Origin of the sequence: Paraburkholderia sp. IW21, assembly GCF_041321145.1 — a bacterium.
In the GTDB taxonomy this organism is placed as follows: domain Bacteria; phylum Pseudomonadota; class Gammaproteobacteria; order Burkholderiales; family Burkholderiaceae; genus Paraburkholderia.
On sequence record NZ_JBGGWA010000013.1, the window covers coordinates 141,309 to 168,260 of the forward strand.

Genomic DNA, 26,952 nt, shown 5'->3' on the forward strand with positions numbered 1-26,952 from the left:
TGTCGCCATGACGGGATCCGGGACGTCAATCGAGAGGAGCAAACATGCAGATTCCAGCGCCGACGAGGCAGCGGCCAACGATTGCCGACGTCGCCCGCGCCGCAGGGGTTTCCACCACGACGGTTTCGCACGCGCTGAACGGCAAGGGTTACGTCGACGCGCGAACGCGTGAACGGGTGAAAGAAGCTGCCCGTGTGCTTGGCTACCGTCCGAGCGTCAGGGCCCAACGGCTGCGCACGGGGGAAGCCCGAACGATTGCGCTGATCTCCTCAATGCCGTTCGAAATCGCCGGCGGCGCCTCACGTCTCGGGTTCCTGATGGAAGTGGCCGCCGTGGCCGCCGCTACCGCCTTGACCCGCGGCCTTGCGCTCGTACTGGTGCCGCCCCTGATGGCCGGCCGGTTGCCGCTGGAGCAGCTCGACATCGACGGCGCGATCGTGATCGAGCCCACCGCTGACGATGCGAATGTGGCCCACCTGCAGGAACGGGGACTGCCGGTCGTTTGTCTCGGACGTCAGCCGGCAAACGATGCGGTGCCCTACGTGGACATCCATTCATCGGCGACCGCAGAGTTATTGCTACGCCATCTGAAGGACCAGGGCTGCCGGCACATCGCCTTGCTGATCGGCGCGCAGCAGCGCAATTCGTACATTGAGTCCCGGGCGTGTTACCAGACGTTCTGCGCCGAACATGGCATGCAGCCGATCATCGCGGTAGCGGATGAGTCGGGCGGCGAGGCAGCGGGCCAGGATGCATGTAACGCATTGCTCCGGGGACATCCCCAGATCGACGGACTGTGCGCACTTGTCGATGCATTTGCCGTTGGGGCGGTACAGGCTCTGCTTGAGGCGAGACGACAGGTGCCGTACGACGTGAGGGTTGTGACGCGCTACGATGGGACCCGGGCAAGAAGCTGCCGCCCGCCCCTGACCGCGGTTGATCTTCATCTCGACGACGTGGCTTCGCAGGCGGTCGCCCTGCTGTTCGACCACCTGGGCGGCAACCGGGACGCGCGCCATTGTGTCGTGCCGTCGAGGCCGGAACTGGTGATTCGAGAATCTTCGGTCGCACCCGCGCCATCCGCGGTCTGATGTGGGCTGGACAGCATCGGGAACCGCTGCAAACTTTTTCGATCCAGGCATTTCACTGTGCGCCAGCACCCGTCCGCGCACCCTTCCAGGTCGCCGTCCAGTTGACCAGAGTTCGTACCCCCGCCCACGATCTTTTCTTCCACAGTCGTGCCACTCATTGCGATAGTCTTCATTGGTCACAGAGATACGGATGACGAGCCCCAGGATCCACGCCGCGGCCGCCGGCAAGTGCATTCAGCGCCGCGATGGCTAGTGCGAATGAACCGAACGCAACCGGATGACCGTGAGTAACACCGCGTTTAAATACGATGGAATATTCCCGGCTGATCTCGTTTCCTTTGCACCGGACAATACGGCTCGGCGGCGGGAAGCGTTCGAGCCGCTCTCCCGCCGTCGGAATGGCCGATAGCGGCGCCCCCTCAAAACCTGTACTCCGGATTCTTTGCATCGAATACCGAGTCGTCGAAACGTTTCGGCGTCACATCGGTGAATGAAAACTTCTCGAAGAGTTCGAGATCGTTGTCCCACGCTTCGCTCGTACGAAAAAAAGGTTGCCGCAAGTCGAGGCCGAGCCGCTCCTTCTTTGCATAGAAGTCGGGCCGTCCGTTAGGTGTCTCCCACGTGAACGCTACTATGCGCGCACCGTGATCGTTCAGCACTTCAATCTTCGAGGGCTGCTCGACGCCTGCCGCGCGATACTTCTTTAGCTCAGCCAGAAACAGATCCGTGACATGGTCTATGCCCAGTTCGCGCACGGTATGGTTCGACTGTGCCTTGACGCGAGCGCCATTGATTGGCACCCACAGTGAAACGAGGTTGAGGATCCCACCCGGATGCGCGTAAAACCGATCCGGATCCTTCTTCTCGTCATAAATCATTTCCTGCCCGGCGTTCCTGCCGTCGGCCAGCCACTTAACGTAGACTTGCCGCGGCTTCTGACGATAGCGGACCAGCATGTGAGCCGGCTCCGTCTGCCACTTGCCTTTAACCCGTTGCTGGCTGAAGGTCTGGAACTCGTATTCCTGGTAGCGCGCGCTGCCCGTTTGCACATATCGAGGCAGCGTGTCGGGCGCGAGCGCTCGAAAGAGTTCGATCAGTTGCCCGTCGTCCAATCTTTCGAGCTCCCCACTTCGGGCGGCCCAGCTTAGCCAGACTATCTGACGCTCCACAGGAAGACTCGATACCTGGGTGATCGCGACGGGTGACTGATTTCCGGGCGCTCGATGGCCCACGGGTCTCGGCGCCTCCCCGGCATGCCCCGGCGCGACAATCATCGCAGCCGATGCGAGCGCTAGGGATGCGAGCCTCGCGAACCCTGCGGCGCGCGACTTTGTTAACGTCTTGGCGACACGCAGCATGGGGCACCTCGGATCGACCGATTTTTCATTGAGACCGCGAGGCAAGCACGATCCACTGCCTTCCCACATGAACCTTGAACGCCCCGCCCGTTTCGCGATCAGCTTTCGAGCACAAGTGCGACGTCTCGGCGATGTCGACCTGCTCATGGAAGTCATCGGCGAACTCGCTCCTTATGTCATATGGCAGCGACCGATCGATGGCAAGGGCAGGCATCCTACAATCCTGAACAATTTATGACGGCCCGTTCAAAGACCAAATCGTCTGTCGCGCGACGCGATTCGTCGGGCCGGCTAGGGTAAGTGAGCCAGTAACAGACTCATCCTGATGCGGTCCGTGCGTTCTCCGGACCACGCTGATTTTCTTCGGCCTGAAGCGTATTGCCGAGCAGTGACGCTCATCGGGGGAGCGCCTGACAGTCCCGCCCGACATATGATGATCGTGCCCCGTGGCTCGAAAAGCTCCCGTGCCCTATATGCGGCCCCGTCATAATGATGAGGTTCATCCGTTTAGCAGCCGCGCGCAGATGTTCTGCGGCGATAGTGACCAACGGTCGGTGTCGCCGCAATTGGGTGTACGAATACTCCGACGACCATGCCACCCCAAGATTCGATCATGGGGAACTCCTTCTCACGCGGTCGGCCACCTGCAACAGCAGTGCCCGCATCAGCTTCCCGGGCGCAATCGAAGCCCGGCCGGTGTCCGCGTAGATGACACTAGACAGCCCGTTGAGCCGTTTCAACGCATCATTCACCAGCAACCGGATCGGTCGCAGCGGGTGATCAGCTGGGACGAAGTCCTCCAGCTTGACTGTCGTGAACAGGGGTTCCTGCATCTCATCCATTCCGCGCATCGTTTCCACTGCCAAAGATCATGAACACGATATCCTTCGCCCGTCGGTCGAGAGCCAGTTCGTATATCACGGTGCATATTTCGGCTCACCGGACTTGCAATTTCCAAAGGCTCGATGGTCGCGTTCGAAAGCACGATCGCCCGGACACTGCGGGTAATCAGCCGACGTGACGGCCCAGTCACTGCGAGACCGGGACATCACATTCCGCGACCGTGGTCCCGAGCAGTTCAACCAGCGCAGATAATCGATTCCGGTCCTGCGCCGAGAGCTTGGGATGTATCAGCAGGCAGTCAATCCGCGATATCCAGTAGTCGCGCCGGATAAGTTGCGGGAGACGAACCAGCGCTTTCAGCGCCTTCTCAATCTGTTCAATGTCGGTCTTTACCGTATTCACGCCTGTCTCCCTCGTTGATCTTCTGAAAACCCGGAATGTCACATCGGCTGTCGCTCTTTGCGGAGTCGACGCCTGCTCGGATGCCAGCCCATTCCCTAAATCAGAATGTGTAAATCGACCGCGATCAGGCACGGACTGCGACCCAACACCCGTTATCCGTAATTGAGCCATATCGCCAGCACGACGTAAGCGAGGACACCGAGCCAACGCAGAACGAGACTAAGGGTTGGGAAGATGCTAAGGCGCGCGTTCATTTCATTCCTTCGGTCAGGCACCGCAGCCGTCGAGGTGTCCAGCCGCGTTGCCCATCCACATCGGACGCGCAAGAGACGGGAGTTGCCAAGAGAACACCAGGCATTCAACGCGAAGACACCTGTCTGCGGTAGTGTCACCTGCGACATCGCCGTCTTCACGCCTGACGTGTGCTTGCCTTTCCGCAAGAGCTCCAGCGATGGCTCGCCTGCCGGGCACGGTCGTTTGCGGTTCCACCGGTCCAGGGAGCGTCGCGGCGATCTCGGCGTCGAACATGTTGAACTATCCTCAGCGGGCTCACATTCCTGCCAACCCAAACCAGTAACAGCGCGCTTCCTGCACCGCCTTAAATGCCGCCGCCACGCCTTGATGCCGACGCACTGCGAGGCCGGTGCACCTGACGCAGCAACCATGCGTCGAAGCCCCTTGCGGCAGTTAGATTGACAAGTTTCGGGAGCAACGCTAGCCACAGCGCTCGGGCAAACGTTTGCTTTTGCATGTCCGGCCCCAGACACGGTACGAATTGAATCCATCTGTATTACGGCATCCGTTTCGGCTCTTTTAATTGAGGTAAACCCTATATTTTCTTGGCCTCGCAGACAGCGCGACGGAGGTGCAACAAAAGCCTTGATGGGTAGTCCTGAAGATGCGCTTTGTTGCAAGGCGGCGGTCCTGATCGGCTCGTATGCTCCTACCCATCCTGACGAACCCCTTCAACTTCGACGAGTTCTATCACTGCTTTGCCGACAGCTGGCGCGTGTCTGCGGAGGCGTCGATGTTGTCGGTGTGCAACGCCGGAGGAGATCGGACGGGGAGCGCCCAAGCAGGCGTTCTATGCAAAGGATCTCGAGCCGGCGGTGCGCGAGACGGCGCAGGGGAGTCTGCAACACGGCGGGTGTGAAGGCGGAACTGCTGCTTGAGGCCTGCACCCTCGACGTCGCCGTGGTTGGTCAGGACGCCGCGGCCAAGGTGTTCGTCGACGCGTTTCTCCCCTCGGCCGTCGGAACCCTCACTGGCGGCGGCATTCTGGAAAACTGGGTCGCTGACCGCTAGTCCTTTTCACGTCTAGATCACGCTACCGTCGTAACCTGAAATCACGGGATACCAATTAATTGCTCCGGCCAACGTATACAAAAACATTCAGAAGGTAGGCAACCACACCTAACGCGACTATCAGTTCACCAATCTCGAGAAAGGACAGTGCACCCGGGTGACCGGTCAGGAAAAAGGTGAGTGACGCTAACATTAGCGGGGCACCAATATTATGCAGCCAGAACTGTGCGAGTCCGAGCCAACTATTGGCTGCACGAGGGAAGAGCGTATAGGTAAGGCCCACGATTGCCGGCACCGCCCAACCGAGGAGATTTATGTGCGCGTGAATCGGATGCAACTCAAAATGCTGCGTCGCGCCGATCGCGATGCCGGCCGCTACGCCGAGCATCAGGTATATCACTGATAGCCTGAGCCAAATCAGTTCCACCGGACCGACGTTGATGTACCAACAGGAATTGCAAGACTGCTCATGGAAGTCTCCCGAGAAGTGCGCGACGAAAAGAATCGCGCGCTTTATGTGAAGAAGTTGCTTTAGTGAGTCGTTGGCGTCAGCAGACTTCTGCGCGCGAGTGCATACAGGGTCTGAGCCGCCAGCTTGCCATCGGACTCCGCGCGAATCCGGGTGCCAAGTTTCCCCGATGCCAGCCTGAAAGCTGGGGCGGACAGTAACTGTTCGACAGCACTGGCGATTTCATTGGTCGATGCCGACGGTTCCAGCATCAGTCCCGCGCCTCTGATTGTCACCCGGGCCGCATTGTCGCGTTGGTCTCTGCCCATGGGCAGACAAAGCATTGGCACGCCAGCTGAAAGCGCGCGCATGACTGTCCCGTGACCGCCATGTGTAACGACAAGCGATGCACGTTGCATCAATTCATCGTGCGGTGCACTGCGTCGCACGACGACCTTCTCGGTGCATCGAACGCCCGTGCCGTCGAATCCCTCCCCCAGGGTGACAACACCGCGCACCGGCAGCGAGGTCAACGCGTCGATTACGCGCTGCAGTGTTGTTCCCTGATTCTGGAAGGTGGTGCTGAAGGCGACTAACACCAGGGGGCGTGAATCTGCAGCCGGCCACGGTGACTCCCAGGCATCTACCCAACCGGGTTCATCGAGCTGGGGGCCGACGTAGTGAAACGACTCAGGCAGTTCCTCCACGCTGAAATCGAAGGCCGCACTGGTACCCAGGAGGGTGCAATCTGCTCGATTCAGTTGGTCAAAGATGCTATTTAGTGGCGCCAGACTGAGCGTTTTTCGGGCGCGGTTGAGGACGGGCAAGTATGCATCGAACACGCCGGTCGTTGTGCGCCGAACTTCGAGGTCGCGTTCTCTTTCGGCCTCGCATGTCGCAGGTGCAAAACCCGGTCCGGCAGGTGGCACGCCTCGCAACGTGGGATAGAGCCACAGATTCGCGGTGAGCAAGGCCAATTTACAGCCAGCGACTTCAGCAGCCATCATCGGACCAAACAACAGCTCACTGGTAACGACAACATCGGCTGGGCGGCGCGCGACCTCGTCCAGCGTATCTTGGGCATAAGCCACCGCGGGGCCGAAAATAAGGCGCTCACAGAGTCTGTCGATTATCTGCAGCGGTTGGGTGATTTCCCAATCCCGGATAGGGTCCGTATCGGGCGATTTATTGGGGCGACTCGTTGCCCGGGACCATGCAATGAATTCGAGTCCCTGTCGTTCCACTTCTTCTCGATTGCATGCGTCACTCATCACGCGCACCCGTGCCCCAGTACCCAGCAGGCGCCGTGCTGTGCCAAGAGCGGGCGGAATGGCGCCTCCTCCCTCCCAGACCGTAAATAGAAATTCAGGCTGCGCTTCACTAAACTTCATTTTGGATTCCTATGTGTATTAAGGAAACGTTGAGAAGGCATGAATTGTCGCCTTCACTCTATTGGTATTTCGTCAATGGACGTATCGGTTGCTCATGCTTTAAAATTGCAATGGCCTCGGGTTTGCATTTGTCTCACTTGGGTGGGGCGCAACGCTTGATCTCCTTGGTCTCGAGACTTGACCACAAAGCATGTCAGTGCAGCACGCCCCTAACCAAGGCGAGTATCTCCTGGCCAGTGGCCTTGGAAGTAAGCCCCATATCCCGGCGCAACAGTTTCCACACGTACACATCAGTGACGGTTATAAGTTTCCGTACCAACGACTCTCTGGCCGCAGTCTTCCGTTGCGCGAGCTCGCGACTAAACGTCTGCTCAACCCACGTACGGTGTCCCTTTCGACCGTTGTCAAGAGTCCCTTTCAGGATAGCGAAGCGCTCTTCCAAGGCCAGCGTGCGCACGAGCATGTCGCCTGCGACTTCGTAGTCATCGACCAGCGCATCAATGGCACCGTCGACAGTCTCGATATGCGGTTTGCGTCGCGCGACAACGTCGTCGTGAAACTGTTTGCTCGCGGCCTCAAACAACTGCTCCTTGCTGCCAAACCGACGAATCACCGTTTGCACCGTCACTCCCGACGCGCGTGCGACGTCAGCAAGGGTTATTTCGTCATACCAGCGCTGCACCGCCATGTCGAGGAATGCCCTGACGATACGCTCATGTGTGGCGGCAGCAGCTTCGGCACGGGCGACCTGCTTATACATCCGCCCGTCATCGGAACGTTGAACGATTTCGCGTGATTTCATGTAAGTCATAGTAACATGAACTATCGGGAAATCAATCCCGAAACTTCCGGACTTGCTATGCCGGAATCAGTTGCTACGGAAGTGGCCATTTGTCGTTGCTGGATCGTCGCATTTTTCATCGCGGCGCGGCGCTTTCCTGACCCGTCTGAATGGCTGCCGGCGTCACCCGCCGGCCGGCGACCGGGTGATCGTCTGGGCCCCACTGGCGGCAGCTTCTGGGTCTTGCCCGGAGACCGGTGCCCTGAAACTGACCCACGGCAACTCGCACGCGCTGCTCGCGTAATCACGGCCATGAAAAAGACGTGTTTCATCAAACTCCCGCTCGACGCACCCAGGGGAGAACTGTGTGTCTTCAGTCCGAGTTAAGGAATGTGGCAACACACTGCGGCGCTGGTCAGCGGAATTCACACGCTTGCCACTTACGAAGGCAACGTCCGAAAAAAGCGCTTCTTCGATCGCCGAAGGCACGCGGACGAGCGACTCTTGATGGCCGGCTGCAGCCGACCCAGCGCCCGCATGACGGAAAAAATTCCACTTTGCACAGGCCGGTGAAAGACTAGTTCGCAACGTCCAAACCTTAGCCCGTATGGGTTACTGTCCAACCTTCCGCGGGGCCATGTACGCTAGATAAGCGACGATCAGATCGATCTCGCGATCGCTCAGCTGGGTCTGCGGGAAAGCGGGCATAGTCCTGCCGGGCCAGTCTCGAACCGATGCCGGATTGCGAATGTAGCGGCGCAATGCAGCGGGCTGGAAGTACTCGACTGGATTCATTGGCACGTTGAGGTCGGGGCCGGTGTCCGCGCTGCCCGCGTGGTTGAGCCGATGACAGGCGAGACACTGAGTGATGAACAGGCTTTGGCCCGCGCGGATCGGATCGGTTGCCGGCAGTGCCGGATCGACGGCGAGCACCGGCCAGCGAGCGGATGGAGATGGTTGCGTAGCAAGTTGAGCGATCTGGTAAGGCCATTGCTCGCTGCGAACGGAGGCCGCTCCCCTGCCGACCCAGACCAGGTAGAACGGTCCCGCGCTGACCGGCTTGCCCGGCAGCTTGGGCCACGGCTGCGCCGGGTCCTCCACCGCGAGCCATGCGACGGCGGTCGCGGGATCACGGTTGCGCACGAGGTCCATCGGCAGTTGCGCGGCGAAACCGTCCGTCGCACGTGCCTCGATCACGCTGTCCGCAGGTAACGCCGTAGCGTCGAGCAGGTCGGCCAGCGGCACTGCGCGGTAGGTCACTGACGTACCATAGGCGACATCTTGCGGAACGTGAATCTCGGCAGCGTCCGGCCGCGCCAGCAACTGCGCCTGGCTAAACGACTGGGTCTTGCTGCCAATCGTAAGGTTGATCATGGGCTGCGCGGCCGCACAATCCTCGATCGCGCCAAGCGTCAGCAGCAAAACCGCAAACAGCACGCGTTTCGACATTTGTCCTCCGTGCAGTGTTGTTGCCGGCCACGTCGGCGGCAAAATCGCCGAAGCCGCCGGGAAAGACAGGACGCGAATCCATTCGGCACCGGTGAGCGGATTATGTCAGCGGTGGCGAATCGTCGGTAGCGCGCGCGTGATGTCTGTGCGAACCGATCAGCGAATGAAGCCGTGAGATGCGAATCCCCTCACGAGTCTATCTTGCTTTTCCGCCTCGCTTGACATCATTGCAGCTGCAATCGCACCACGTTCGCGGGCCGGGCCCGCAACGCTCCGGCCACTGGAACCGGGTCCCCTTCAATGACAGCTTCCTCGGTCCGACGGTCGACCGCGTCTTCGGCGGCGGCCAAGTCCCCGGACGGTCCCGAATTGCCACCGAGGCCGCGCAGCACCTTAACGCGGGTGTCCGCTTGCCAGAAAAACCAAGGGCTCCCGTCTGATCTTACTGACGTTTGGTGGACACCTTGAAAGGGCATACCATGCAGACTGAAGTGCTGGATCTGATCAAAGGACGAAGACGTCGCGGCGGTGAACTGCTGAGGCTGTGTTGGATGCGCTATACAGGCGCTTGTATGCGGTTGCCTCAGCATGCTGCTTCCGGCGCAACTGGCACCAACAATTGGCGTTGACCGCGGGCACACGTTTCGAACAAGCCATGAACTCCCATCTTTCGGGTTTGACCGCCTTCGTATTCGCTGGCGGTGGCAGCCTTGGCGCGATCGAGGTTGGCATGCTGCGCGAACTGCTCGAACGCGGTGAGCATCCGGGCTGCGTGGTGGGCGCCTCCGCAGGCGCGATCAACGCAGCGTATTTCGCCGGACGACCGGACGGCGGTGGCGTAGCAATGCTCGAAGCGCTCTGGTGCAAGATCCGGCGGCAGGACATCATGCCGCTTTCCATGCTCGGGCTGCTCGCGATGATCCTGCGCGGTCGTGCGCACCTCGTTGAGGCGAACGCGTTGCGTCAGCTGCTGGAGACGCATCTGTCGTATGAGCGGATCGAGCAGGCGACCTTGCCACTTCACATTGCCGCGACCGATATGCTTACCGGCGACGAAATCGTTCTTTCTACCGGTCCTGTGGTGAACGCCGTGCTGGCAAGCGCAGCGATTCCCGGCGTGTTCCCGCCGGTGCGTATCGACGGAGTGGATCTCATCGATGGCGGCGTCGCCAACAACACGCCGATCTCGGTGGCGGTCGCGCTCGGTGCGACGCGCATCATCGTGCTACCGGCCGGATTCGCGTGTGCGTTGCATGCGCCGCCGCGTAGCGCGATCGCGCAGGGCCTGCATGCGCTGACGCTCGTCATCGCACGCCAGCTCGTGCGCGACCTTGAGTTCTATTCGACGCGTGTGCAGATCTATGTCGTTCCGCCGTTGTGTCCACTCGATGTCTCGCCTTACGACTATACGCAGTGCGCGCAACTGATCGACCGCGCTGCGCAGAAGACGCGTGCATGGCTCAGCGATGGTGGCCTCGAGCGCGCTTTGATTCCCGGTGAGCTGCGCGAGCACGCGCACGCCGCGCGGTAATGGCGCAAGCAAAAAACTGAGAGCTACTTTGTGCCAAAGTCCAGTGACCCGACGAGCATGACTGGCTGCCATTGGTCCGCTATGTGAATCGAGCCGACATTCGAAAGTCCGTCTGAGACCACAGGCGAACGGCTGGAAGGGCCTCCTGCGGCCCCATGCATGAGGGACCGTTTCCTGTGGCACGTAAAGCGGTGATCTGCGGCAGGCTACCCGGAGCGCCCAGCCATCGCTACAAAGAGCAGACGCATGACGCACGTGATCAAACTGGAGTTGCTCCAATGCCGCTATCCATGTGCGTATTTCAAGTACCTGCAGCACGGATTGCCCGCGCGGTCTGTTAGCGTCCCGGGCTCACTAGCCTGGTGGCGAGCAAGCCTCAACCGCGGAGCGCCACAGTAGCCACAATGAAAGCCGAGAAGATCAGCGCAGGGGCGAGATGCCGGAACGGCTCCCGATTTCGTAGCAACGTGAAGAGCGCGCCAATCATGATCGCACCGGCCAGCATGAGGCCTAAAACTCTGGTTTGCTGTCCAAAAAGAAGTGCTGCACTGAGCAGCTCGAGAGCGCCACAGAGCAACTGAAACCATGCCGGGTAGCCCCAGCGTGCGAAGTCGCGCTTCACCGCGCCGCGTCCTGCGAGATTGACCACGCCAGCAACCGTGAACAGAACCGCTACGATCGTCGCGAGAATCGATTCGAAAGATGTAGTGTTTAACGCCATCGTCATGCTCCGTTGCTTTGCTGAAAGTGTTTCTGTACAGAGAGGTCCGCAATCAGGCCGGGGCCGTGGGGTTCCCATGCAAGAACTCGCCTGGCATGCTGGCCGCTTACCGTCTGGTCGAGCGCCAGTGCGTCAGCAAATGGCCCCAGCGATTTGCGAGCATCGTCGAGCGGCCAAAATTCGACGCGGTCGGCGCCGACCCAGGCCCGAATCGCTTCACCCATTTCGGCAACGGCAACGGCATCTTCCGCGACCACGTTGAAGATCTGTCCGGCGACTCGACCGCCCCCGCTTGCCGCCCGCTCCACCGCGCTCAGGTAAGCCGTGGCGAGATCATCGACGTGAACGGCAGGCCAGTGGTTGCGACCATCGCCGACGACCCTCACACTGCCGGTCTGACGGACCATGCCGGCAAGCATGCCGAAGATGCCGCCGCCGTAGCCGTGCACCATCGCCGGCCTGAGGATCACCGCGGCAATCGAGCGGCGTGCTGCCAGCGCCTGCACGTGTCGCTCCACTGCGGGCCGCCAGGCGACAAGTGGTGTCGGGTTCAGCGCCGATGCTTCAGTCGCGGGCTCGCCCTCCGTATTGCCGTAGACCCAGGTGCCCGACGTATAGACAAACGCCGCGCCCGGATGCGAATGCGAAAGCATCGCTACAGCCGCTGCTTCATCCGCAGCAGCGGCGCAAGCGTCGTTGGTCGACGCGGTGTGCACCACGCCATCAGCGGCACCGGCAGCCGCAGCGAAAGACTGTGGCTCGCGCAGGTCGCCGGAATGCAGTGTCACACCGAGACGTGCCAGCGCGCTGGCGGCGGCCGAGCTATCCTCGCGCACCAGCGCCGTCAACTGATGGCCGAGGCTGATTGCCTTGCGCACGACCGCTTGCCCGATGAAGCCAGTACCACCTGTAATGAACAGTTTCAAAGCGTTCTCCAATGATTGGCTGCGAAGTTGAACAGTCATACAAACGAGACCCGTCGGTCTCGTTTTGGCAAATCTAAACGAGACTGATCAGTCTTGTCAACTATTCGACGATCTGTTATTTATCTCGCATGGACACTTCCTCTCTCTCCGGCCTGAGCCCGCTGCAATGCCGCAAGCGGTCCGCCATCCTCGACGGCGCGAAAACCGTTTTCTTACGCGAGGGCTTCGGCCTGGCAACGATGGATGATGTCGCCGCGGCCGCTGGCGTCGGCAAACAGACGGTCTACCGCCACTTCAAGTCGAAGGAGGCGCTCTTCGTTGGTCTGGTGAGCTCGATGTGCGCTCAGGTGGGTGGACTTCTTGCCAGCGCTCAGGACGAGCAATCCGATGGATCACCCGAAGTCGAGTTGCGCGAGTTGGGATGGGTGTTGGCACAAATCCTTATCGCGCCGGATAATCTGCGGCTTTACCGGGCCGTCGTTGCTGAGGCCGAGCGTCTTCCGGAGCTCGGCCAGGTGTTTTACGAAAATGGTGCAAAGGGCGTGCGTGCCTTCGCCGCAAAAATTCTGCGAAAGCGATTTGACGAATCGACTGCTGCATTGCGGGCAGCGGCATTCGTTCAGTTGGTGCTAGGCGACGCGTATCTGGAACTGTCAATTGGCTACAGGGTGCCCGATGTTGAAGCGCGCTTTGCGCTGCAGATTGACGAGGCGGTGGCAGTTGCACTTCGCTAAGGAGCGCTGCATAAGATGTCGAGCTACTGCATGCGGAGCGCAACAGCGTGTAGCGCGGGAAGCAAGACACCGCGCTTCCGATTCCGAACGCATTCGCGCACCGGTTTCCGCACGATCCAGGCGCGTTTCTAAAAAATTGTGAGTGTCGTTTTGTGGCCGGCTTGCGTGACGGCGATCGGCGGGGCGGTGGTGCAAATAGCGATCAGCGAATCGGTTAGAGTGTCGGCCTGACCGATTTGAGGACCCGCGATGAGCAAGCTGGAGAGTCTGAACGGGCTGTTCGCCGGCCGTCACTTTGACCGTGACGTGATCATTCTTTGTGTGCGCTGGTATCTGCGCTAAAAGCTCAGCCTGCGCGATCTCGTCGAGATGATGGCTGAGCGAGGGTTGTCGCTTGGTCACACGACGATCCTGCGTTGGGTACAGCGCTATACGCCCGAGCTCGTCAAGCGCCGGAACCATTTCGCAACACCTGGGACGGTCGTGGCGGGTTGACGAGACGTATCTCAAGATCCGAGGCAGATGGGCTTATCTATATCGGGCGGTGGATCGGGGCGCCCAGACGGTAGACTTCATGCTCAGGGCAAAGCGTGACGTAAAGGCAGCCAAAACATTTTTCCGCAACGCCATCAAGCATCAGGGCCAGTTGCCGAAGACAATCACGCTCGACGGCTATGCGGCCTCACATCGCGCTGTGCGCGAGATGAAGGCCGAGAGCCTGCTGCCTGAGGACACGAAGGTGCGGTCTTCGAAAGTATCTCAACAATCTGAACGAACAGGACCATCGTCGCATCAAGTCCAGGACGAACGTGATGCTCGGGTTCAAACGGTTCAGGTTCAGGAGTGCCGCGAGCACGATTGCCGGCATCGAGTTGATACATCGCATTCGCAAGGGGCAATTCGACCGCTCCGCTCTCGCGCCCGAGGACATCACTGCGTCCTCCGTCTGGAATGTTGGCCTGCTCAGTCGATAAGGTGTCCATATCTATAAGAAACATCTCGGCCATGCTACCTATTTGCACCAGATCCTTCTCTAGCACCGGCAACAGCTTGAGCGCCCAGCGATGCACGGTCGAATGATCAACGCAAATGCCACGCTCTGCGTATCTCTTCAATGTGACGCAGGCTTAGCGGATAGGCCACGTCCCAGCGTACGCACATCAGGATCACGTCGAGCGGGTAATGCAGGCGCTTGAGCACTCGGGCCACCGCCGGATTCAACGTCGTCATCAAGCTTTCAGCCGTTCATGTTGTTCCGCGCATCATAGCGGATCGCCTTATTGCAACAGAACCGGATTTAGTGTCAGTCCATGACTTGCGTCGTCCATCCCCTGCAGGCGGTGTCTGGTTTAACGTTTACGTGTGAGGTATAGACGGTTAGTTGCGTATTTGACGATTGATAATCCTCTTAGGTGAGCTTTTTCAGGAAAACTTCCCTCGGCTAGACTTGCGGAAGACACCAAAGCGGTATTTACAGCGCCCTGACCGGGACACTTCCGGGTTTGCCACCACAACGCTACCGAATTAGCAAAATTATTAGGAATAGATAAACTATCGAAACGAACTGCAGGAATGCGGGTAACCCGACCCTAATCTGCCGGAAGTTACTGGAATTCGGAAAGTTATCTATAATCCATAACTTCACTAACATAGCTAGCTTGTGACACTATGGATCCGGTCTCAAACCCCTACGCTCCCGGCGCGGGTAGTCCTCCCCCTGAACTCGCAGGCCGCGGCGATGTCCGTGAGGCGGTACGAGTATGTATAGAACGCCAAAGACGTGGCAGAGCTGCAAAAAGTGTCCTGATGGTCGGTTTGCGTGGTGTCGGAAAGACCGTGCTACTCGACCAGATGCGCAGCGACGCCGAAGGAACGGGCGCCCACACTATCCGGATTGAAGCGCCGGAGAATCGCTCGCTGCCGGCCCTTCTTGCCCCTCAGTTACGTCTGGCCCTGCTTCGTCTCAACAGGATCGAAGCCGCAAGGGATATGGCTGTGCGTGGTCTGAAAGCGCTTGCCGGATTCGCGGGCAAACTCAAATTGACATACAGGGATATCGAGGTTGGCCTCGATTACGATCCTGAGCCCGGACTCGCAGACAACGGAGAGTTGGAAGGCGACCTGACAGCACTACTTGAACAGGTAGGGAGGACAGCCAAAGCGGCGGGCACAATACTGGTTATCTTCATCGATGAACTTCAGTACGTGGAGGAACGGCAGATGGCTGCCTTGATCTCTGCGCTTCACCGTTGCGCGCAGGCACAACTACCCGTGACCTTGGTCGGTGCGGGGCTTCCTCAGCTTCGTGGTCGCATGGGGGAAGCCAAGTCATATGCTGAGCGACTTTTCCAGTTCCCTGAAATTGGCGCACTGGCAACACCGGACGCAGAACGCGCCATCGTCAAGCCAGCCGGCGATGAGGGCGTACTGGTAGACGAGCCGGCAGTCGACCGGATAGTAAGCGAAACCAAGGGCTACCCGTATTTTCTGCAGGAATGGGGCAAGCACGCCTGGGACGCCGCGTCGCATAGTCCGATCACGGAAGACGACGTTATTAACGCGTCACGGGAGGCCGTTGCGGCTCTTGACGAGAGTTTCTTTCGTGTCCGTTTTGACCGGCTGACTCCTGCTGAGAAAAAGTATCTGCGCGGAATGGCCGAACTCGGCCCCGGGCCACATCGATCCGGTGATATCGCAGACCAGTTCGGCCGCCCTGTGCAGTCATTCGGGCCAATCAGAAGTAATCTGATTCTCAAAGGGATGATCTGGAGTCCAACGCACGGAGACACGGCATTTACCGTTCCCCTATTCGATGAGTTCATGAAGCGCATAATGCCAGGCGAAGATTGGAGGCAATAAGTCACTTGCCGTCGTCGAAGGACACTGTCAGGCTGCTCGGGAGGCGGCGGTAGCCCGACGCAGCGGGATCGCCAGATGCAGCAATACATGGGGAACCATCCTGAGCAGAACCCGCTGGCATGCAGATGGGCACTTAACGTTTGCGTGCGCGGCGGTCCTGTAGGTACTGGAGCAAGCCTGGGAGACGATATGCAGAATCCCCCTCTTTTTCATGTTCTCCTGGATCACCTTGAGGCGACCGACACACGTCCCATGGACGTGCAACGGTTCGTCGACCGCTGGCACCGCCTGAAGACGCACGAGGCATTTCCCTGCCCCGTTTGCTTTCTCGCAGGCAAAGAGCGATCGCTCGCCGCATTGCCGGCACAAGGCGATGTCGAGCCGATGAAATGCCCTTCGTGCAAAACGCAGTTCAATGTATCCATCGACGAATGACCAACGTTGCGACTTTCGATGACGAAGCCCGCGCTGAACTGCTCTGCTACCTCGTGTGCGCCCAGCTAATCGCTCAAGCTCGCACCGGCGAATGGCTGCGTACCGATCACCTGGTTGAATCGACACGGATCTGGCTGGTCAGCAATGGAGCCGAAGCCGATTGGAAAGAACGCATCCACTTCGGAACGCTATCGGGAAGGGTCGCTCTGGAATTTGCCGAGTTACCGCGGTTCTGGCATGCGGATTCGCTGGCGAAACTGTTCACGGATGGTTGGCGCCTGGACTATCGGTCAGCAACCGTCCGCGGGATCTACGCGGCGTGCGAGAACGAGTTGAAGGCGGATGAGGCGTAAGCGCCTCGCTCTCGACGCGCTACTGATCGACCGCCTTACAGCCCCAACGTCTGCGTCAGAACGTGGTGAAAGGCGCAGACCGGAAAAAGCCCTGGCTTGCCAGGCCGGGGTTCTAGGCTCAATCCATCAACGGGAGGTGGCCATGACGCCAGAGGACGTGATCACGGTATTTGAGCGACTGAACATGGAAGGCCGGGCCGATATCCCGATAGACGACGCGTGTGCGGGATTCGCCGGCTGGCTGGCGACACATTGGGGGATGTTTGAGGAAGACGACCTGGCGGTGCTGACGTCAGTCGGTGCTACGTTGTGGCGCGAGGGGTTTGCGCAGAGGCAGCAATGAGGGTTGTGGTGCAAATTACGAATTACGAGCGCGAGAAAAAACGGCGTATTCACCATTGCATCATCTGTATTAGCCTGGACTTGATGTTGCGATGATCCTGCTCGATCAAATTGTTCAAATACTTCGACGATCGCAACGTCGTGTCCGCGGGCAGAAACTGGTCAGCCTTCATTTCGCGCACCGCGCGGTGAGACGCAGCGTAACCGTCCAGCGTGATTGTCTTCGGAGCGAGCCCTTGACTTGACTCCTGATCGCTTTCGCGAAGAAAGCCTTGGCCGCAGCGACGTCGCGCCTGGCGCTGAGCCGGAAGTCGACCGTCTTTCCTGCGCGGTCAACTGCACGGTAAAGATAGACCCATTTGCCACGGACTTTCACATACGTCTCGTCGACTCTCCATGAACGCCAGCGGATTTCGCAAACCGGTCCCAGCGCTTGAGGAACTCCGGAGCGAAGCGTTTGACCCAGCGCATGATCGTAGTGTGCGCCAGCGACAGCCCGCGCTCGGCCATTATTTCAACGAGGTCTCGAAGACTAAGCTTGTAACGCAGATACCAACGCACACACAAGACGATGACTTCGCGGTCAAAGTGGCGGCCGTTGAACAGCCTGTCGATGTCTACCAGGTTACTCATAGCCTGCTCGCGCTCGTCAAAACCCGAGCTTAACCTACCGGCTTCACCGATTTGCACCGGAGCCGAGTTTCTCAGGAACAAGTTCAGGAAGCGACGGGTTTCCTAGGACGCTGCCTCCGCGTGTATCCCATTCCTTCAGTGAATGCGCCGGCAAGTCCAACACCTTAGCCGGCTCGTCAGTGATCCTCTGGACGCGGCGCGTGCGTACCGAATACCGTGCGGATCGAATCCCCGGAATCGGGCATGTGATTTGCGTCTCGCAGGTGTCTAGCTGGGAGGACGCTGCCTGCATTGCCGGTGCGAACTTCGGATGCCGATGCTTGCGAAATCCTTTCACGAACAGCTTGCCGGATCTTTCAGGACTGCATGCCGTGGGGCTTTGACTGCATGACCCGATGCTCGAGCGGTACGAGTCCGGAAGATGATGCGGTGCGGATAATGTCGACGCCAGGTCCGACCGGCCGTTACCGGGGTGTCGTTTATCGCATCGTTAGCTTCAGAAAAGGATTTATCCATGACTCCAACCAGCCCGAGATATCGGTCAAGATTGGCCACGGCGGTCTTCGATCTGTTCAATCCGATCCCGTACGGCCTCTTCGTCGGCACACTGATCTTCGACATCCTCTACGCGAGCACCGCCAATGTTTTCTGGGGAAAAGGGGCTGCGTGGCTCGTCACGGCGGGACTGCTTTTTGCGATCGTTCCTCGCGTGATCAATCTCTGCCATGTATGGCTCCCGTCGCGCTATACGGTAACGAGTATCGAGAAACTCGACTTCTGGTTGAACCTGCTGGGCATCGTCGCGGCGATCGTCAACGCATTCGTTCATAGCCGCGACGCGTACGCAATGGTGCCGCAGAACGTCATTCTGTCGGTAATCACAGTGACGTTGCTGAGCGTCGCGCAAATCGCGCTCGCGTTCGACAGGTTCGGTTTCAGGGAGGCGACTCGTGAATAGATCCATCTTGAGCAGCGTCGTCGTGATCGCGATCGCTGGCTCGCTCAGCGGGTGCAACGAGCGGGCCAGGTACGACGCCGAGCATCAGGCCGGAGCCAATCCGCCGTTGCCGAGTGCGCAGAGTTTTTTCACACCTCCGATGCAGGTACCGAAGCACGTCGGCTGGCAGAACGGCGAAACGCCGAAAGTGGCGGACGGCCTGAAGATCGAGAAGATCGCGTCCGGGCTCGAACATCCGCGCCAGGTCTATGTCCTCCCTGATGGCGACATCCTGGTGGCGGAATCGAACAGCCCCAACGCGGAGGCCGTCACCACGCCGAAGCAGCTGATCGCCGGGATGATCGAGAGTCGCTCCGGAAAAAAAGCAAAAGGCGCCAATCGCATTACGTTGCTGCGAAAGCGCACTGACGGTAGCGGGAAATGGGACAGATATGTGTTCATCGATCACCTGCATTCGCCGTTCGGCATGCAGCTCGTCGGCGACACGCTCTATATTGCCGACACGGATGCGATCCTGAAGTACCCGTACAAATCGGGCGAGACCAGCATTTCGGCGGGCGGAGTCGAACTCACCGATCTTCCGGACACGGTCAACCATCACTGGACCAAAGCGCTGCTCGCAAGTCCCGACGGCAAGAAGCTGTATGTCGGCGTCGGCTCGAACAGCAATGTCGGCGAAAATGGTCTGGACGTCGAATACCGGCGCGCAAACGTACTGGAAGTCGATATCACGACGGGCGGCAGCCGCATCTATGCGGCCGGGATACGCAACCCGACCGGGCTGCAATGGGAACCGAAAACGGGACGGCTCTGGGCGGTCGCGAATGAACGCGACGAAATCGGCGCGGATCTCGTCCCCGACTATTTGACCTCGGTGCAGGAAGGCGGCTTCTATGGCTGGCCGTACAGCTACTATGGCCAGCATGTCGACCGGCGTGCCCAGCCACAGCGCCCCGATCTGGTCGCAAAGGCGATCAGGCCGGACTATTCGATTGGCTCCCACGTCGCACCGCTTGGACTGCTGTTCTACACCGGCAGCAACCTGCCGGCGCAATATCGGGGCGGGGCCTTTATCGGCGAACACGGCAGTTGGGATCGTTCGCCACTGAGCGGTTACGCGGTCGCGTACGTCGCGTTCGAGAACGGTAAACCCGTCGGCACGCCGAAGCCCATCGTCACCGGCTTTACTTCCGACGACGAAAAGGAGTTGCGTGGCGCGCCGGTTGGGCTCGCCCAAGCTCAGGACGGCGCGCTCATCATCGCTGACGATGTCGGCAATACCGTCTGGCGTGTGACAAAGACGGGCGGCTAGGCGCAAAGCACGCCGACGTAATGATGGTGTCACGCCATGATCGTCGCGAGCCCCGGCATGTCCGGCCGTTCTCCCGGTAATGCCGGCTCAGCAGCACGCCGCGCCCACATTGACGTTTCGCGATGATCCCAACGTGCATGGTGGATGCGTAGCAGCGCAAGAGCGGAGGGGAAGCTAACATCGCGTTTGTCGTATCCCCGCACGGCAAATCCGGTCCGACAAAAGACAAAACAGCCCGACGGCCCGACTTATTGGACCTTCACCGCTACGATGTTCGGAGCGGTAGGCGGCGACGCTTGGGGTGGACTCAGGATTCGGACGCCAACGTGCGGCAGCGGTGCTGCACAATTAATCAAATCAAGGGCTTGCCATGAGGTGATTGTCGCCGGCTTAGCATCTTCAAACACGGTTCGCGCCAATCCTTACGTAGTGTCACTTTCCAGATCGCAAGCGTGCAGACAAGTACGAATCCTGACGGCACCCCGGTAGCGCTGCAATGTCTGCGCAGTGAACTGCAGGCGGATATCTTCCGCGCCGGCGTCACCGACGCATCGACATCGCGACCGCTACCGGCGTTCATGCCTCCATTCAGACATGACCTGCGCGGACCTGCATGGCTCTATCACGACGACGAATCCATCCAGACGCTGATTCAGGAAATCGAGCACCCTGGTGCGTTCGTCCTGCGGGTTGAAGAATTGTGCTTGTCATCCAGTGCTGCTGGCGTGCGGAAACGGATTGCGACCTCGCTGGGCTGGAAATCTGCGTGTGCGCGTCGAAACCGAAAAAAAACGCGCCGGCGTCATCGTGTCGGCCGAGCCTGCCCGACGCGAACAACGTGGGCTGACCGCACGCCTCGTGCTTGATTTTGCTGGACTGCCCGAGCGTGGATCGCCGGGTGTCGGAGAGGCGTGATGCGTCACAATTGACCGGCAGCACGAATTGTTGTCGCGTGGATGGTGACACCATATGTAATTCAAATGAATTACAATGGGAAATCTGGACTAGACGTAGGAGTAATTGCCATGGCTGCGACTGCATTGGTGCAAACACGCATCGACCCCGCGCTGAAAGAGCGCGCGGCTGCGGTACTCGACAACATGGGGCTGACGGTCTCGGATGCTGTGCGCATCCTCCTGACACGCGTTGCCAACGAAGGTGCGTTGCCGTTCGCCTTCGCGACCGACCCGGCCGCGTATGACACTTGGTTCCGCGCGAAGGTGCAGGAAGCATTGGACGATCCGCGCCCTGCTATCCCGGACGATGAAGTCGAGGCTCATTTCGCCAGGCGCCGCGCCGTTGCCCTTCGCAACGCCGGCGAAGGTGACGCGTGAGGCTTGAATGGTCCGCTTTCGCAATGGAGGATCGAGACGCGATTTTTGATTACATCGAAGAGGACAGCCCACATGCGGCCGTCGTCGTGGATGACCGGATCCGTATGCAAGTCAGGCAGCTACTGCAGTTTCCCGAGACTGGCCGTCCGGGGCGCGTCGAAGGTACTCGCGAACTGGTCATCAGCAGGACACCGTATATTGCGGCCTATCGCATTACAGGCGACACCGTGCGCATCCTGCGTGTGTTGCACTGGGCACAGCAATGGCCCGATGAAATGACGGATTAACCGTGATCGTGGAGGGGCACGGCCAAATGCAGTGACTTTCGTTCGAAACCGATCGGACATCGTAGTTGACGATATCCAGCGCCGATACCTGCAAATATCGTCAGGTACATTCGTCCAGCCGGGGTGGTCGTGCGTTAGCCGATGGTTCGGCGAGTGATCAAACCGCTACCGTACCGCCTTGACCTTCAATTCGACAGGTTATTTAATGGTCGCCATGGAGCTCAAACGGAAATTGCGCGCCTGCCGGCCGCTATCGTTCGACCAGGACAAGGTGCTCGACACAGCGATGCGGCTGTTTCTGGCGGCACGGCTTTGAAGGCGTGTCGATGGAGCACCTGACGAGGGAAACCGGTGTCGCAGCGCCGACCGTCTATGCCGCATTCGGCACCAAGGACCAGCTGTTCATGGCTGCGCTGGATATCTACGCTGTATCTCTGGGGTCACAATGGATCTTTCTGCCCTGAACGGGGCAACGACGCTCCTCGAAGCCGTGAGCCGTCTGCTGGACGAAGCGGTGAAGGCGGCCACGGACTCAAGGCGGGAGCGCGGATGTATGGTTGCGATTGGCATGCTGGATTGTCAGCCTGACCATACGGCCCTTGCTCGTGGAATGACCACGCGTCGGAATGTCCTGATAAACGGGATTGCCATGAAGCTGCAATGCTGGACGAGCCCGGACAGGGCTGCCGCACTTGCCCGCTATCTGAGTGCCGTTTTGCAGGGACTATCGGTTCAGGCCCGCGACGGGGCAACAATGTCTGAACTGCAACTGGTCGCTGCGCAGGTAGTAACTGGTCTTGCGGCGCAAGAGGCTTTACCCCAGATAGCTGCGACGCGCTAAGAGCTGCTGCTTTGCGTGCGTTCTGGTGGCAACCAGTCTGCGACGGCTCCACCGCCCTCCAACAATGATTCCCGTACAAAGGAGCGCGGCTCACGCGCGCGACGTCCTGCGGAAGGCATCGTCCACGGGGTCATCAACCCGATGGCAGCCGTCGCATGATGTTCTTACACTTCCCCATGCGCATCCTCTCTGGAAAGCCCCTTTTCGGTCAGAGAGGCGCGTAATCTGAGCCGCGCGCGATAGAGCAGGACGCTGCAGTGATTTGCGGTCATCTGCAATTCGGTGCAGATGTCGTCCGTGTCGAGGTCGAGGAATTCCCGCATCATGAACACCCGTCCAATATGTTCTGGCAATCGTTCGAGACATATCTCAAACGATTGCCAGAACTGCTGCTGACTCGGCGCGGTCTCGGGCGTCGGCCACGGGCGCGGCCTGGCCTCGTTCGACCAGCGGCCATTGTCCCTGAACAGCTCGCGATCGAGCAGCGCTTCGCCGTCGAGTTCGGATTCGAGTGCTGACAGGTTGACCGTGCGTTGCCTGGCGCGCAACGTATCGACGAGCTTATGGCGCAGGATGCCGAACACCCATGTCCTGTGTCCGGAATGTCCAGCGAAGCGGTCGGCTTGGGTCGACGCTGCTGCGAGTGATTCCTGGACAGCGTCTTTCGCCGCAGCCGCATCGCGCAACTGGAGCCGAGCAAAGCGCAGCAGGTCGCGCCGCAACCGGGTCAGGTAGACCGGGATCGTCGAATGCGGCGCCGGACGTTTGTGTCATGCGTGTCTCCTGCTGTCAGGCTGATTCAAAGAACAGGTTCTTTCTCCTGATTCCCGTAACGTCGATTTCGGGCCAACTATTGCTGGCCCGCCATCTCTCGCGAAGCATCCGGTCGCCGGCCCTGCGCCGGCGACTTTCTTGAAACAGACACGTGATGCTGACGGAAAGCGTCAGACACTCACCGTCTTCGCGCCACACCGCCATCTCAATCGACCGTCCCCCCCGAGTGGACGATTGTTCGCTTATTCCCGAAGCCCGGGCTTCGTCCGGAGAGCACCACGGGACCCCATATGGGGCAAGCGCAACGCCCGTGACGGCGGGTCGCGGACCGCCGTCGCGACGGCATTGTCAAGTTGACGGCTGCAGACTATCTGTTTGGTTCAAGCGTAGTTATCCTTATTAGATAGGTTTATGAGATGCGGCAGTGACAGTCCAACCATGCCATGTGACGAAGCGTTCCTGGAGTATGGCACGATGACATGCCGCGTTCATCTGATGTCTGGGCAGCGCGAAGTGCTGCCGGATCGGACCAAAGCATGAGAGAAACGCTTGCGTGCGACGCGCATCGCGAAAGCCGCACATGTGGCGTTCGCGCCTGCGGGTCGGTGGGTGGCTGTTCTCGGCACGGTTGTTCAAACGTGCAGCCGCCTTGACGAAAACGTGCTTCACATGACCGAGCTCAGGAATGTCAGCCTTCGCCGCCGGATAGCTGCGCAACTGGTCGGTCACGATCTTGCGCGGCACCGGGTTTGAACGCAGCACCCGCCGGAAGAAGCGCCTTGCCGCGGCCTTATCGCGCCGCTTTTGCACCAGCACATCGAGCTCAGCACCGTGCTCGTCGACTGCTCGCCACAACAGATACGGCTCGCCGCGCAGCGTCACGAACATCTCGTCCAGATGCCATATGCTGCCCGGCCTGGGCCGCGCCGCTCTGGCGCAATGGGCGAATCCAGCGCCGAATTTGTCGCACCAGCAACGGATCGTTTCGTACGTGACCACGACGCCACGCTCGAGCAACAACTCCTCGACGTCGCGCAGGCTCAGGCTGAACCGGAAGGCAGTATGACTTTGCGTGAGGCAAGGGCTGGCCCGCCGTGGGGAAACTGAACGCGGGTTAGCATTGCTGCCAGAGCCGCACGGGCGTGGAATGGGCGGGCCATGCCCCGGCGATTTCCTCCACGGAGGCCAGCATGCGAAACGATTGCACGGTGTACGTTGGACTGGATCTTCACAAGGACTCGATCACGGTCGCCTACGCGATCGACGCGGGCGAGATCGAGCTGCTGGGCAAGACCGGTACGACCGGGGCCGACATCGATCGCCTGTGCACACGCCTGCAATCCAAGGCGCCGCACGTGCGCGTCGTGTACGAGGCAGGTCCATGTGGTTACGGGCTGTACCGTCAGCTCGTCCAGAAGGGCTTCGACTGCATGGTCTGCGCACCTTCACTGATCCCGCGCAAGCCGGGCGAGCGCGTAAAGACCGACCGGCGTGATGCCATCAAGCTGGCGCGCTCGCTGCGCGCCGACGACCTGTCGGCCGTGTACGTGCCCGGCATTGAAGACGAGGCATTCCGGGATCTCGCCCGCGCGTGGGCGGCTGCCCGCGAGGATCTGCGACGTGCACGGCATCGACTGAAGTCGTTCCTGCTCGCGCATGGCGTCCGTTATACCGGTAGCGCAAACTGGGGCGAGGCGCACCGTCGCTGGCTGGGCCGCTGTTCGTTTCCCAGCGCCTGGCAGCACCTTGCCTTTGACGAACACCGGCGCACGATCGAGGACCGGCTTGCGCAGTGCGCCCGTCTCGAAACAGCCCTACGCGAAGCGGTGATCTCCTGGCGCTTCTATCCGGTAGTGCTGGCCCTGCAGGCCATGCGGGGCGTCCAGTTCGTTACCGCCGTCGGGATGGTTTCAGAAGTGGGCGACCTGTCCCGCTTCGAACACTCTCGTCAGCTGATGGCCTGGCTCGGCGTAACGCCATCCGAGCATTCATCGGGAGGCAAACGCCGCCAGGGCAGCATTACCAAAACCGGCAACAGCTACGCCCGAAGACTGCTGGTCGAAGCGGCCTGGAGTTACCGCCATCCTGCCCGCGTCAGTCCGGAAATCCAGGCCCGTCTCGAAGGTCTGCCCAAGGCCATCATCGACCGCGCCTGGGACGCCCAGGTGCGGCTGTGCCGACGATTCCGCCGGCTGACCGCGCGAGGCAAGCCCATCAACATCACGGTCGTGGCTATTGCCCGCGAACTGGCGGCGTTCATCTGGGACATCAGTCGACTGGCCATGGCGCTTGCAATACCTCACAGCAAACCGCCCGCGGCCTGTGTGTGATTTACCGAACAACGGACGGAGTTTCCTGAAGGCGGCGCAGCCCGGCATCCGAGCAACCCGCGATGGTATTACGCAACGGGCATCACCAACTTGCGGCGGAAGTTAGCGGCAGGCTCATGAGGCGGAATGAAATGAACGTCCCCCACCCATCGCCGGTGAGGAAATGCAGGAGGTGGATCCTCACGGGCCGACGGCATCAGAGTGCCCAAAGTAGGAGATCATGACGATTTCCCCAAGGCAAACCGGAGGACCTCTGTAATGCGGTATCCAACCCGCGGATGTCAGTGTGATCCACCGTCGAGACTTACTGCTGCGCCGCCCTCAGGAAATTCATGCGTCGATACAACCTGGAAACCAATTTCGCGATTGACACGCAAAGTCATATCAATATCCTTCAGGCCATCCCTTCTAGTGTGACGACCGACGATGAGCTAGCGCGTGCTGTCGGCCGGATGAGGCCCGACCTTGGCTTACCCATTTCGATGAACAAATGAAGAACCTCGTCAGTCGCCTTAAACTCCGCCACTTCTCGATTCTCCTTGCCGTTGCCCGCTTCGGCAGCATGCAGAAAGCCGCCGATTCATTGAATATCGGGCAATCAGCCGTGTCGAAGTCGATTGCCGAGCTGGAGGAGACGGTGGGTTGCTCAACTGATTGAACGTGATGCACTCGGCGCTAAACCGACTGTAGCCGGTCACGTATTGATTCGCCATGGGAAAGCAATCGCGACCACCATCCAGCGGGCGACCGCCGAACTTGCCGCCGTCCTTCGAGGCGAAGCGGGTCAATTCAACGTCGGCATTTTCGGTCCACTGGCCTGGTGGGACACCTTGACCCTATGTATTGCCGAGTTCCGCGATGACTGCCCGCGAGTGAGCCTGTCGATTAGCGAGGCGCCCATGGACCGTCTTATCGCAGACCTCGACGCCGGCGCACTGGATATCGTGATTGGCCGTTTGCCAGCGATCTACGGACGGGATAATTACGTAGTCGATATCTTGCAACAAGATACTCCGCGATTTGTCTGCCGACGTGGGCATCCCGTGCTCGCTGGCGAAACCGTAAATCTGGAAGACCTGATTGAATACCCATGGATTCTTGCCGCGCCTCCCAGTCTCCTGAGGATGCAGGTCGAGCACATGGCCCGCGACGCGGTGGGGCACCGTCCCTCAAATAGTGTCCTCACAAAGCTACGCTTTGAACTTTGGACTGGTCAGCCGAACCGACACCCTCGCATTGATTTCGGAATGCACCGGACTTCGCGTCGCAGAAGCTTTCGCTCTCGCGACCGTACCGTTCGCGCTCAATGTCTCGTTGGGGCCACTCGTGGCAATAACGAAGATCGGCGATGGAACGTCCGCGTTCTCGTCTGCATTCAAACTTCGTCTTCAGGAATTGAGCAAAAAAGCCGGATCGCCATTGAGCACTTCAAATCGGCGGTAGAAAAATGCGCCAGCGTGGTCTCGGCGATCTGGCAGGAAGGCCTCTAGCTGATCGAGCCTTCCCTTGCACCA

The 26,952-nt window shown here is 59.7% G+C and carries 26 protein-coding genes and 6 pseudogenes; 19 read left to right on the top strand and 13 right to left on the bottom strand.

Features of this window, described 5'->3' with window-relative positions; translation table 11 throughout:
* The first annotated feature begins 44 nt into the window (after positions 1 to 44).
* On the top strand, positions 45 to 1,091 hold the full coding sequence (locus tag ACAX43_RS27090) for a LacI family DNA-binding transcriptional regulator (protein ID WP_370711475.1): 1,047 nt from the start codon (positions 45 to 47) through the stop codon (positions 1,089 to 1,091).
* Positions 1,092 to 1,510: 419 nt separating this feature from the next.
* Here ACAX43_RS27090 and ACAX43_RS27095 read toward each other — a convergent pair whose 3' ends face one another.
* The 3 genes and pseudogenes from ACAX43_RS27095 to ACAX43_RS27105 form a co-directional block, all read right to left on the bottom strand.
* Complete coding sequence (locus tag ACAX43_RS27095) at positions 1,511 to 2,605, bottom strand: DUF1571 domain-containing protein (RefSeq protein ID WP_370711476.1); 1,095 nt, start codon at positions 2,603 to 2,605, stop codon at positions 1,511 to 1,513.
* Between the two features lie 470 nt (positions 2,606 to 3,075).
* Positions 3,076 to 3,291: pseudogene (locus ACAX43_RS27100) on the bottom strand (IS5/IS1182 family transposase); the annotation flags it as partial.
* A gap of 187 nt (positions 3,292 to 3,478) precedes the next feature.
* Positions 3,479 to 3,694, bottom strand: coding sequence for a hypothetical protein (locus tag ACAX43_RS27105; RefSeq protein WP_370711477.1), 216 nt, complete (start codon positions 3,692 to 3,694; stop codon positions 3,479 to 3,481).
* Between the two features lie 1,149 nt (positions 3,695 to 4,843).
* Between ACAX43_RS27105 and ACAX43_RS27110 the strand changes: the two genes are divergently transcribed.
* Positions 4,844 to 4,999 carry a hypothetical protein gene (locus tag ACAX43_RS27110; protein ID WP_370711478.1) on the top strand — a complete coding sequence of 52 codons (156 nt, stop codon included), beginning with the start codon at positions 4,844 to 4,846 and terminating at the stop codon, positions 4,997 to 4,999.
* Positions 5,000 to 5,054: 55 nt separating this feature from the next.
* Here ACAX43_RS27110 and ACAX43_RS27115 read toward each other — a convergent pair whose 3' ends face one another.
* From ACAX43_RS27115 to ACAX43_RS27130, 4 genes are all read right to left on the bottom strand, one after another.
* On the bottom strand, positions 5,055 to 5,426 hold the full coding sequence (locus ACAX43_RS27115; protein ID WP_370711479.1) for a hypothetical protein: 372 nt from the start codon (positions 5,424 to 5,426) through the stop codon (positions 5,055 to 5,057).
* Positions 5,427 to 5,530: 104 nt separating this feature from the next.
* On the bottom strand, positions 5,531 to 6,838 hold the full coding sequence (locus ACAX43_RS27120; RefSeq protein WP_370711480.1) for a nucleotide disphospho-sugar-binding domain-containing protein: 1,308 nt from the start codon (positions 6,836 to 6,838) through the stop codon (positions 5,531 to 5,533).
* Positions 6,839 to 7,031: 193 nt separating this feature from the next.
* A complete protein-coding gene (locus ACAX43_RS27125) occupies positions 7,032 to 7,640 on the bottom strand; it encodes a TetR/AcrR family transcriptional regulator (RefSeq protein WP_370711481.1) in 609 nt (202 codons plus the stop codon).
* A gap of 591 nt (positions 7,641 to 8,231) precedes the next feature.
* A complete protein-coding gene (locus ACAX43_RS27130) occupies positions 8,232 to 9,068 on the bottom strand; it encodes a cytochrome c (protein WP_370711482.1) in 837 nt (278 codons plus the stop codon).
* A 655-nt stretch (positions 9,069 to 9,723) separates the two neighbouring features.
* Between ACAX43_RS27130 and ACAX43_RS27135 the strand changes: the two genes are divergently transcribed.
* On the top strand, positions 9,724 to 10,599 hold the full coding sequence (locus ACAX43_RS27135) for a patatin-like phospholipase family protein (RefSeq protein WP_370711483.1): 876 nt from the start codon (positions 9,724 to 9,726) through the stop codon (positions 10,597 to 10,599).
* 376 nt (positions 10,600 to 10,975) lie between these two features.
* On the opposite strand, the gene ACAX43_RS27140 is transcribed toward ACAX43_RS27135, so the two are convergent.
* Together ACAX43_RS27140 and ACAX43_RS27145 are read right to left on the bottom strand one after the other, a co-directional pair.
* Positions 10,976 to 11,320 carry a DoxX family protein gene (locus tag ACAX43_RS27140; protein WP_370711484.1) on the bottom strand — a complete coding sequence of 115 codons (345 nt, stop codon included), beginning with the start codon at positions 11,318 to 11,320 and terminating at the stop codon, positions 10,976 to 10,978.
* Positions 11,321 to 11,322: 2 nt separating this feature from the next.
* Positions 11,323 to 12,246, bottom strand: coding sequence for an NAD-dependent epimerase/dehydratase family protein (locus tag ACAX43_RS27145; RefSeq protein WP_370711485.1), 924 nt, complete (start codon positions 12,244 to 12,246; stop codon positions 11,323 to 11,325).
* A 128-nt stretch (positions 12,247 to 12,374) separates the two neighbouring features.
* Here ACAX43_RS27145 and ACAX43_RS27150 point away from each other — a divergent pair, with 128 nt between their 5' ends.
* A complete protein-coding gene (locus ACAX43_RS27150) occupies positions 12,375 to 12,980 on the top strand; it encodes a TetR/AcrR family transcriptional regulator (RefSeq protein WP_370711486.1) in 606 nt (201 codons plus the stop codon).
* Positions 12,981 to 13,238: 258 nt separating this feature from the next.
* Positions 13,239 to 13,954 (top strand): annotated as a pseudogene (locus ACAX43_RS27155) (IS6 family transposase).
* A 54-nt stretch (positions 13,955 to 14,008) separates the two neighbouring features.
* Here the strand turns inward: ACAX43_RS27155 and ACAX43_RS27160 are convergent.
* Positions 14,009 to 14,210 (bottom strand): annotated as a pseudogene (locus ACAX43_RS27160) (IS6 family transposase); the annotation flags it as partial.
* Positions 14,211 to 14,648: 438 nt separating this feature from the next.
* Here ACAX43_RS27160 and ACAX43_RS27165 point away from each other — a divergent pair.
* The 4 genes from ACAX43_RS27165 to ACAX43_RS27180 all read left to right on the top strand — a co-directional run bounded on the left by ACAX43_RS27165 (position 14,649) and on the right by ACAX43_RS27180 (position 16,970).
* The gene (locus ACAX43_RS27165; RefSeq protein ID WP_370711487.1) at positions 14,649 to 15,839 is read left to right on the top strand and encodes an AAA family ATPase; all 1,191 of its coding nucleotides are present in this window, start codon (positions 14,649 to 14,651) and stop codon (positions 15,837 to 15,839) included.
* A gap of 75 nt (positions 15,840 to 15,914) precedes the next feature.
* Positions 15,915 to 16,274 (top strand): hypothetical protein, encoded by a 360-nt coding sequence (locus ACAX43_RS27170; protein ID WP_370711488.1) that lies wholly within the window; start codon positions 15,915 to 15,917, stop codon positions 16,272 to 16,274.
* Positions 16,271 to 16,627, top strand: a complete 357-nt coding sequence (locus ACAX43_RS27175; RefSeq protein WP_370711489.1) for a hypothetical protein — start codon at positions 16,271 to 16,273, stop codon at positions 16,625 to 16,627. Before ACAX43_RS27170 ends, ACAX43_RS27175 begins: the two co-directional genes overlap by 4 nt.
* 142 nt (positions 16,628 to 16,769) lie before the next feature.
* On the top strand, positions 16,770 to 16,970 hold the full coding sequence (locus ACAX43_RS27180) for a hypothetical protein (protein WP_370711490.1): 201 nt from the start codon (positions 16,770 to 16,772) through the stop codon (positions 16,968 to 16,970).
* Positions 16,971 to 17,028: 58 nt separating this feature from the next.
* On the opposite strand, the pseudogene ACAX43_RS27185 reads toward ACAX43_RS27180, so the two are convergent.
* A pseudogene (locus tag ACAX43_RS27185) lies at positions 17,029 to 17,602 on the bottom strand (IS6 family transposase); the annotation flags it as partial.
* Positions 17,603 to 18,116: 514 nt separating this feature from the next.
* Here ACAX43_RS27185 and ACAX43_RS27190 point away from each other — a divergent pair.
* The 7 genes from ACAX43_RS27190 (at position 18,117) to ACAX43_RS27220 (ending at position 22,334) form a co-directional block, all read left to right on the top strand.
* Complete coding sequence (locus tag ACAX43_RS27190) at positions 18,117 to 18,560, top strand: DUF2231 domain-containing protein (RefSeq protein ID WP_370711491.1); 444 nt, start codon at positions 18,117 to 18,119, stop codon at positions 18,558 to 18,560.
* Positions 18,553 to 19,872, top strand: a complete 1,320-nt coding sequence (locus ACAX43_RS27195) for a sorbosone dehydrogenase family protein (RefSeq protein WP_370711492.1) — start codon at positions 18,553 to 18,555, stop codon at positions 19,870 to 19,872. The genes ACAX43_RS27190 and ACAX43_RS27195 overlap by 8 nt, the downstream gene beginning before the upstream one ends.
* A 1,025-nt stretch (positions 19,873 to 20,897) precedes the next feature.
* A complete protein-coding gene (locus tag ACAX43_RS27200; protein WP_370711493.1) occupies positions 20,898 to 21,206 on the top strand; it encodes a type II toxin-antitoxin system RelB/DinJ family antitoxin in 309 nt (102 codons plus the stop codon).
* The gene (locus ACAX43_RS27205; protein WP_370711494.1) at positions 21,203 to 21,493 is read left to right on the top strand and encodes a type II toxin-antitoxin system RelE/ParE family toxin; all 291 of its coding nucleotides are present in this window, start codon (positions 21,203 to 21,205) and stop codon (positions 21,491 to 21,493) included. The genes ACAX43_RS27200 and ACAX43_RS27205 overlap by 4 nt, the downstream gene beginning before the upstream one ends.
* Before the next feature lie 178 nt (positions 21,494 to 21,671).
* Positions 21,672 to 21,809 carry a hypothetical protein gene (locus tag ACAX43_RS27210; protein WP_370711495.1) on the top strand — a complete coding sequence of 46 codons (138 nt, stop codon included), beginning with the start codon at positions 21,672 to 21,674 and terminating at the stop codon, positions 21,807 to 21,809.
* Positions 21,810 to 21,819: 10 nt separating this feature from the next.
* Complete coding sequence (locus ACAX43_RS27215) at positions 21,820 to 21,957, top strand: TetR family transcriptional regulator (RefSeq protein ID WP_370711496.1); 138 nt, start codon at positions 21,820 to 21,822, stop codon at positions 21,955 to 21,957.
* Entirely contained in the window at positions 21,939 to 22,334 is a 396-nt protein-coding gene (locus ACAX43_RS27220) for a hypothetical protein (RefSeq protein ID WP_370711497.1), read from the top strand. The genes ACAX43_RS27215 and ACAX43_RS27220 overlap by 19 nt, the downstream gene beginning before the upstream one ends.
* 164 nt (positions 22,335 to 22,498) lie before the next feature.
* On the opposite strand, the pseudogene ACAX43_RS27225 reads toward ACAX43_RS27220, so the two are convergent.
* Positions 22,499 to 23,108, bottom strand: a pseudogene (locus ACAX43_RS27225) (RNA polymerase factor sigma-70).
* Positions 23,109 to 23,507: 399 nt separating this feature from the next.
* Positions 23,508 to 24,164 (bottom strand): annotated as a pseudogene (locus tag ACAX43_RS27230) (IS6 family transposase); the annotation flags it as partial.
* A gap of 134 nt (positions 24,165 to 24,298) precedes the next feature.
* On the opposite strand from ACAX43_RS27230, the gene ACAX43_RS27235 reads away from it, so the two are divergent.
* The 3 genes from ACAX43_RS27235 to ACAX43_RS27245 all read left to right on the top strand — a co-directional run bounded on the left by ACAX43_RS27235 (position 24,299) and on the right by ACAX43_RS27245 (position 26,928).
* Positions 24,299 to 25,438 carry an IS110 family transposase gene (locus tag ACAX43_RS27235; protein ID WP_370711498.1) on the top strand — a complete coding sequence of 380 codons (1,140 nt, stop codon included), beginning with the start codon at positions 24,299 to 24,301 and terminating at the stop codon, positions 25,436 to 25,438.
* A 490-nt stretch (positions 25,439 to 25,928) separates the two neighbouring features.
* On the top strand, positions 25,929 to 26,096 hold the full coding sequence (locus tag ACAX43_RS27240; protein WP_370711499.1) for a LysR family transcriptional regulator: 168 nt from the start codon (positions 25,929 to 25,931) through the stop codon (positions 26,094 to 26,096).
* Between the two features lie 43 nt (positions 26,097 to 26,139).
* Positions 26,140 to 26,928, top strand: coding sequence for a LysR substrate-binding domain-containing protein (locus ACAX43_RS27245; RefSeq protein WP_370711500.1), 789 nt, complete (start codon positions 26,140 to 26,142; stop codon positions 26,926 to 26,928).
* The last annotated feature ends 24 nt before the right edge of the window (positions 26,929 to 26,952 follow it).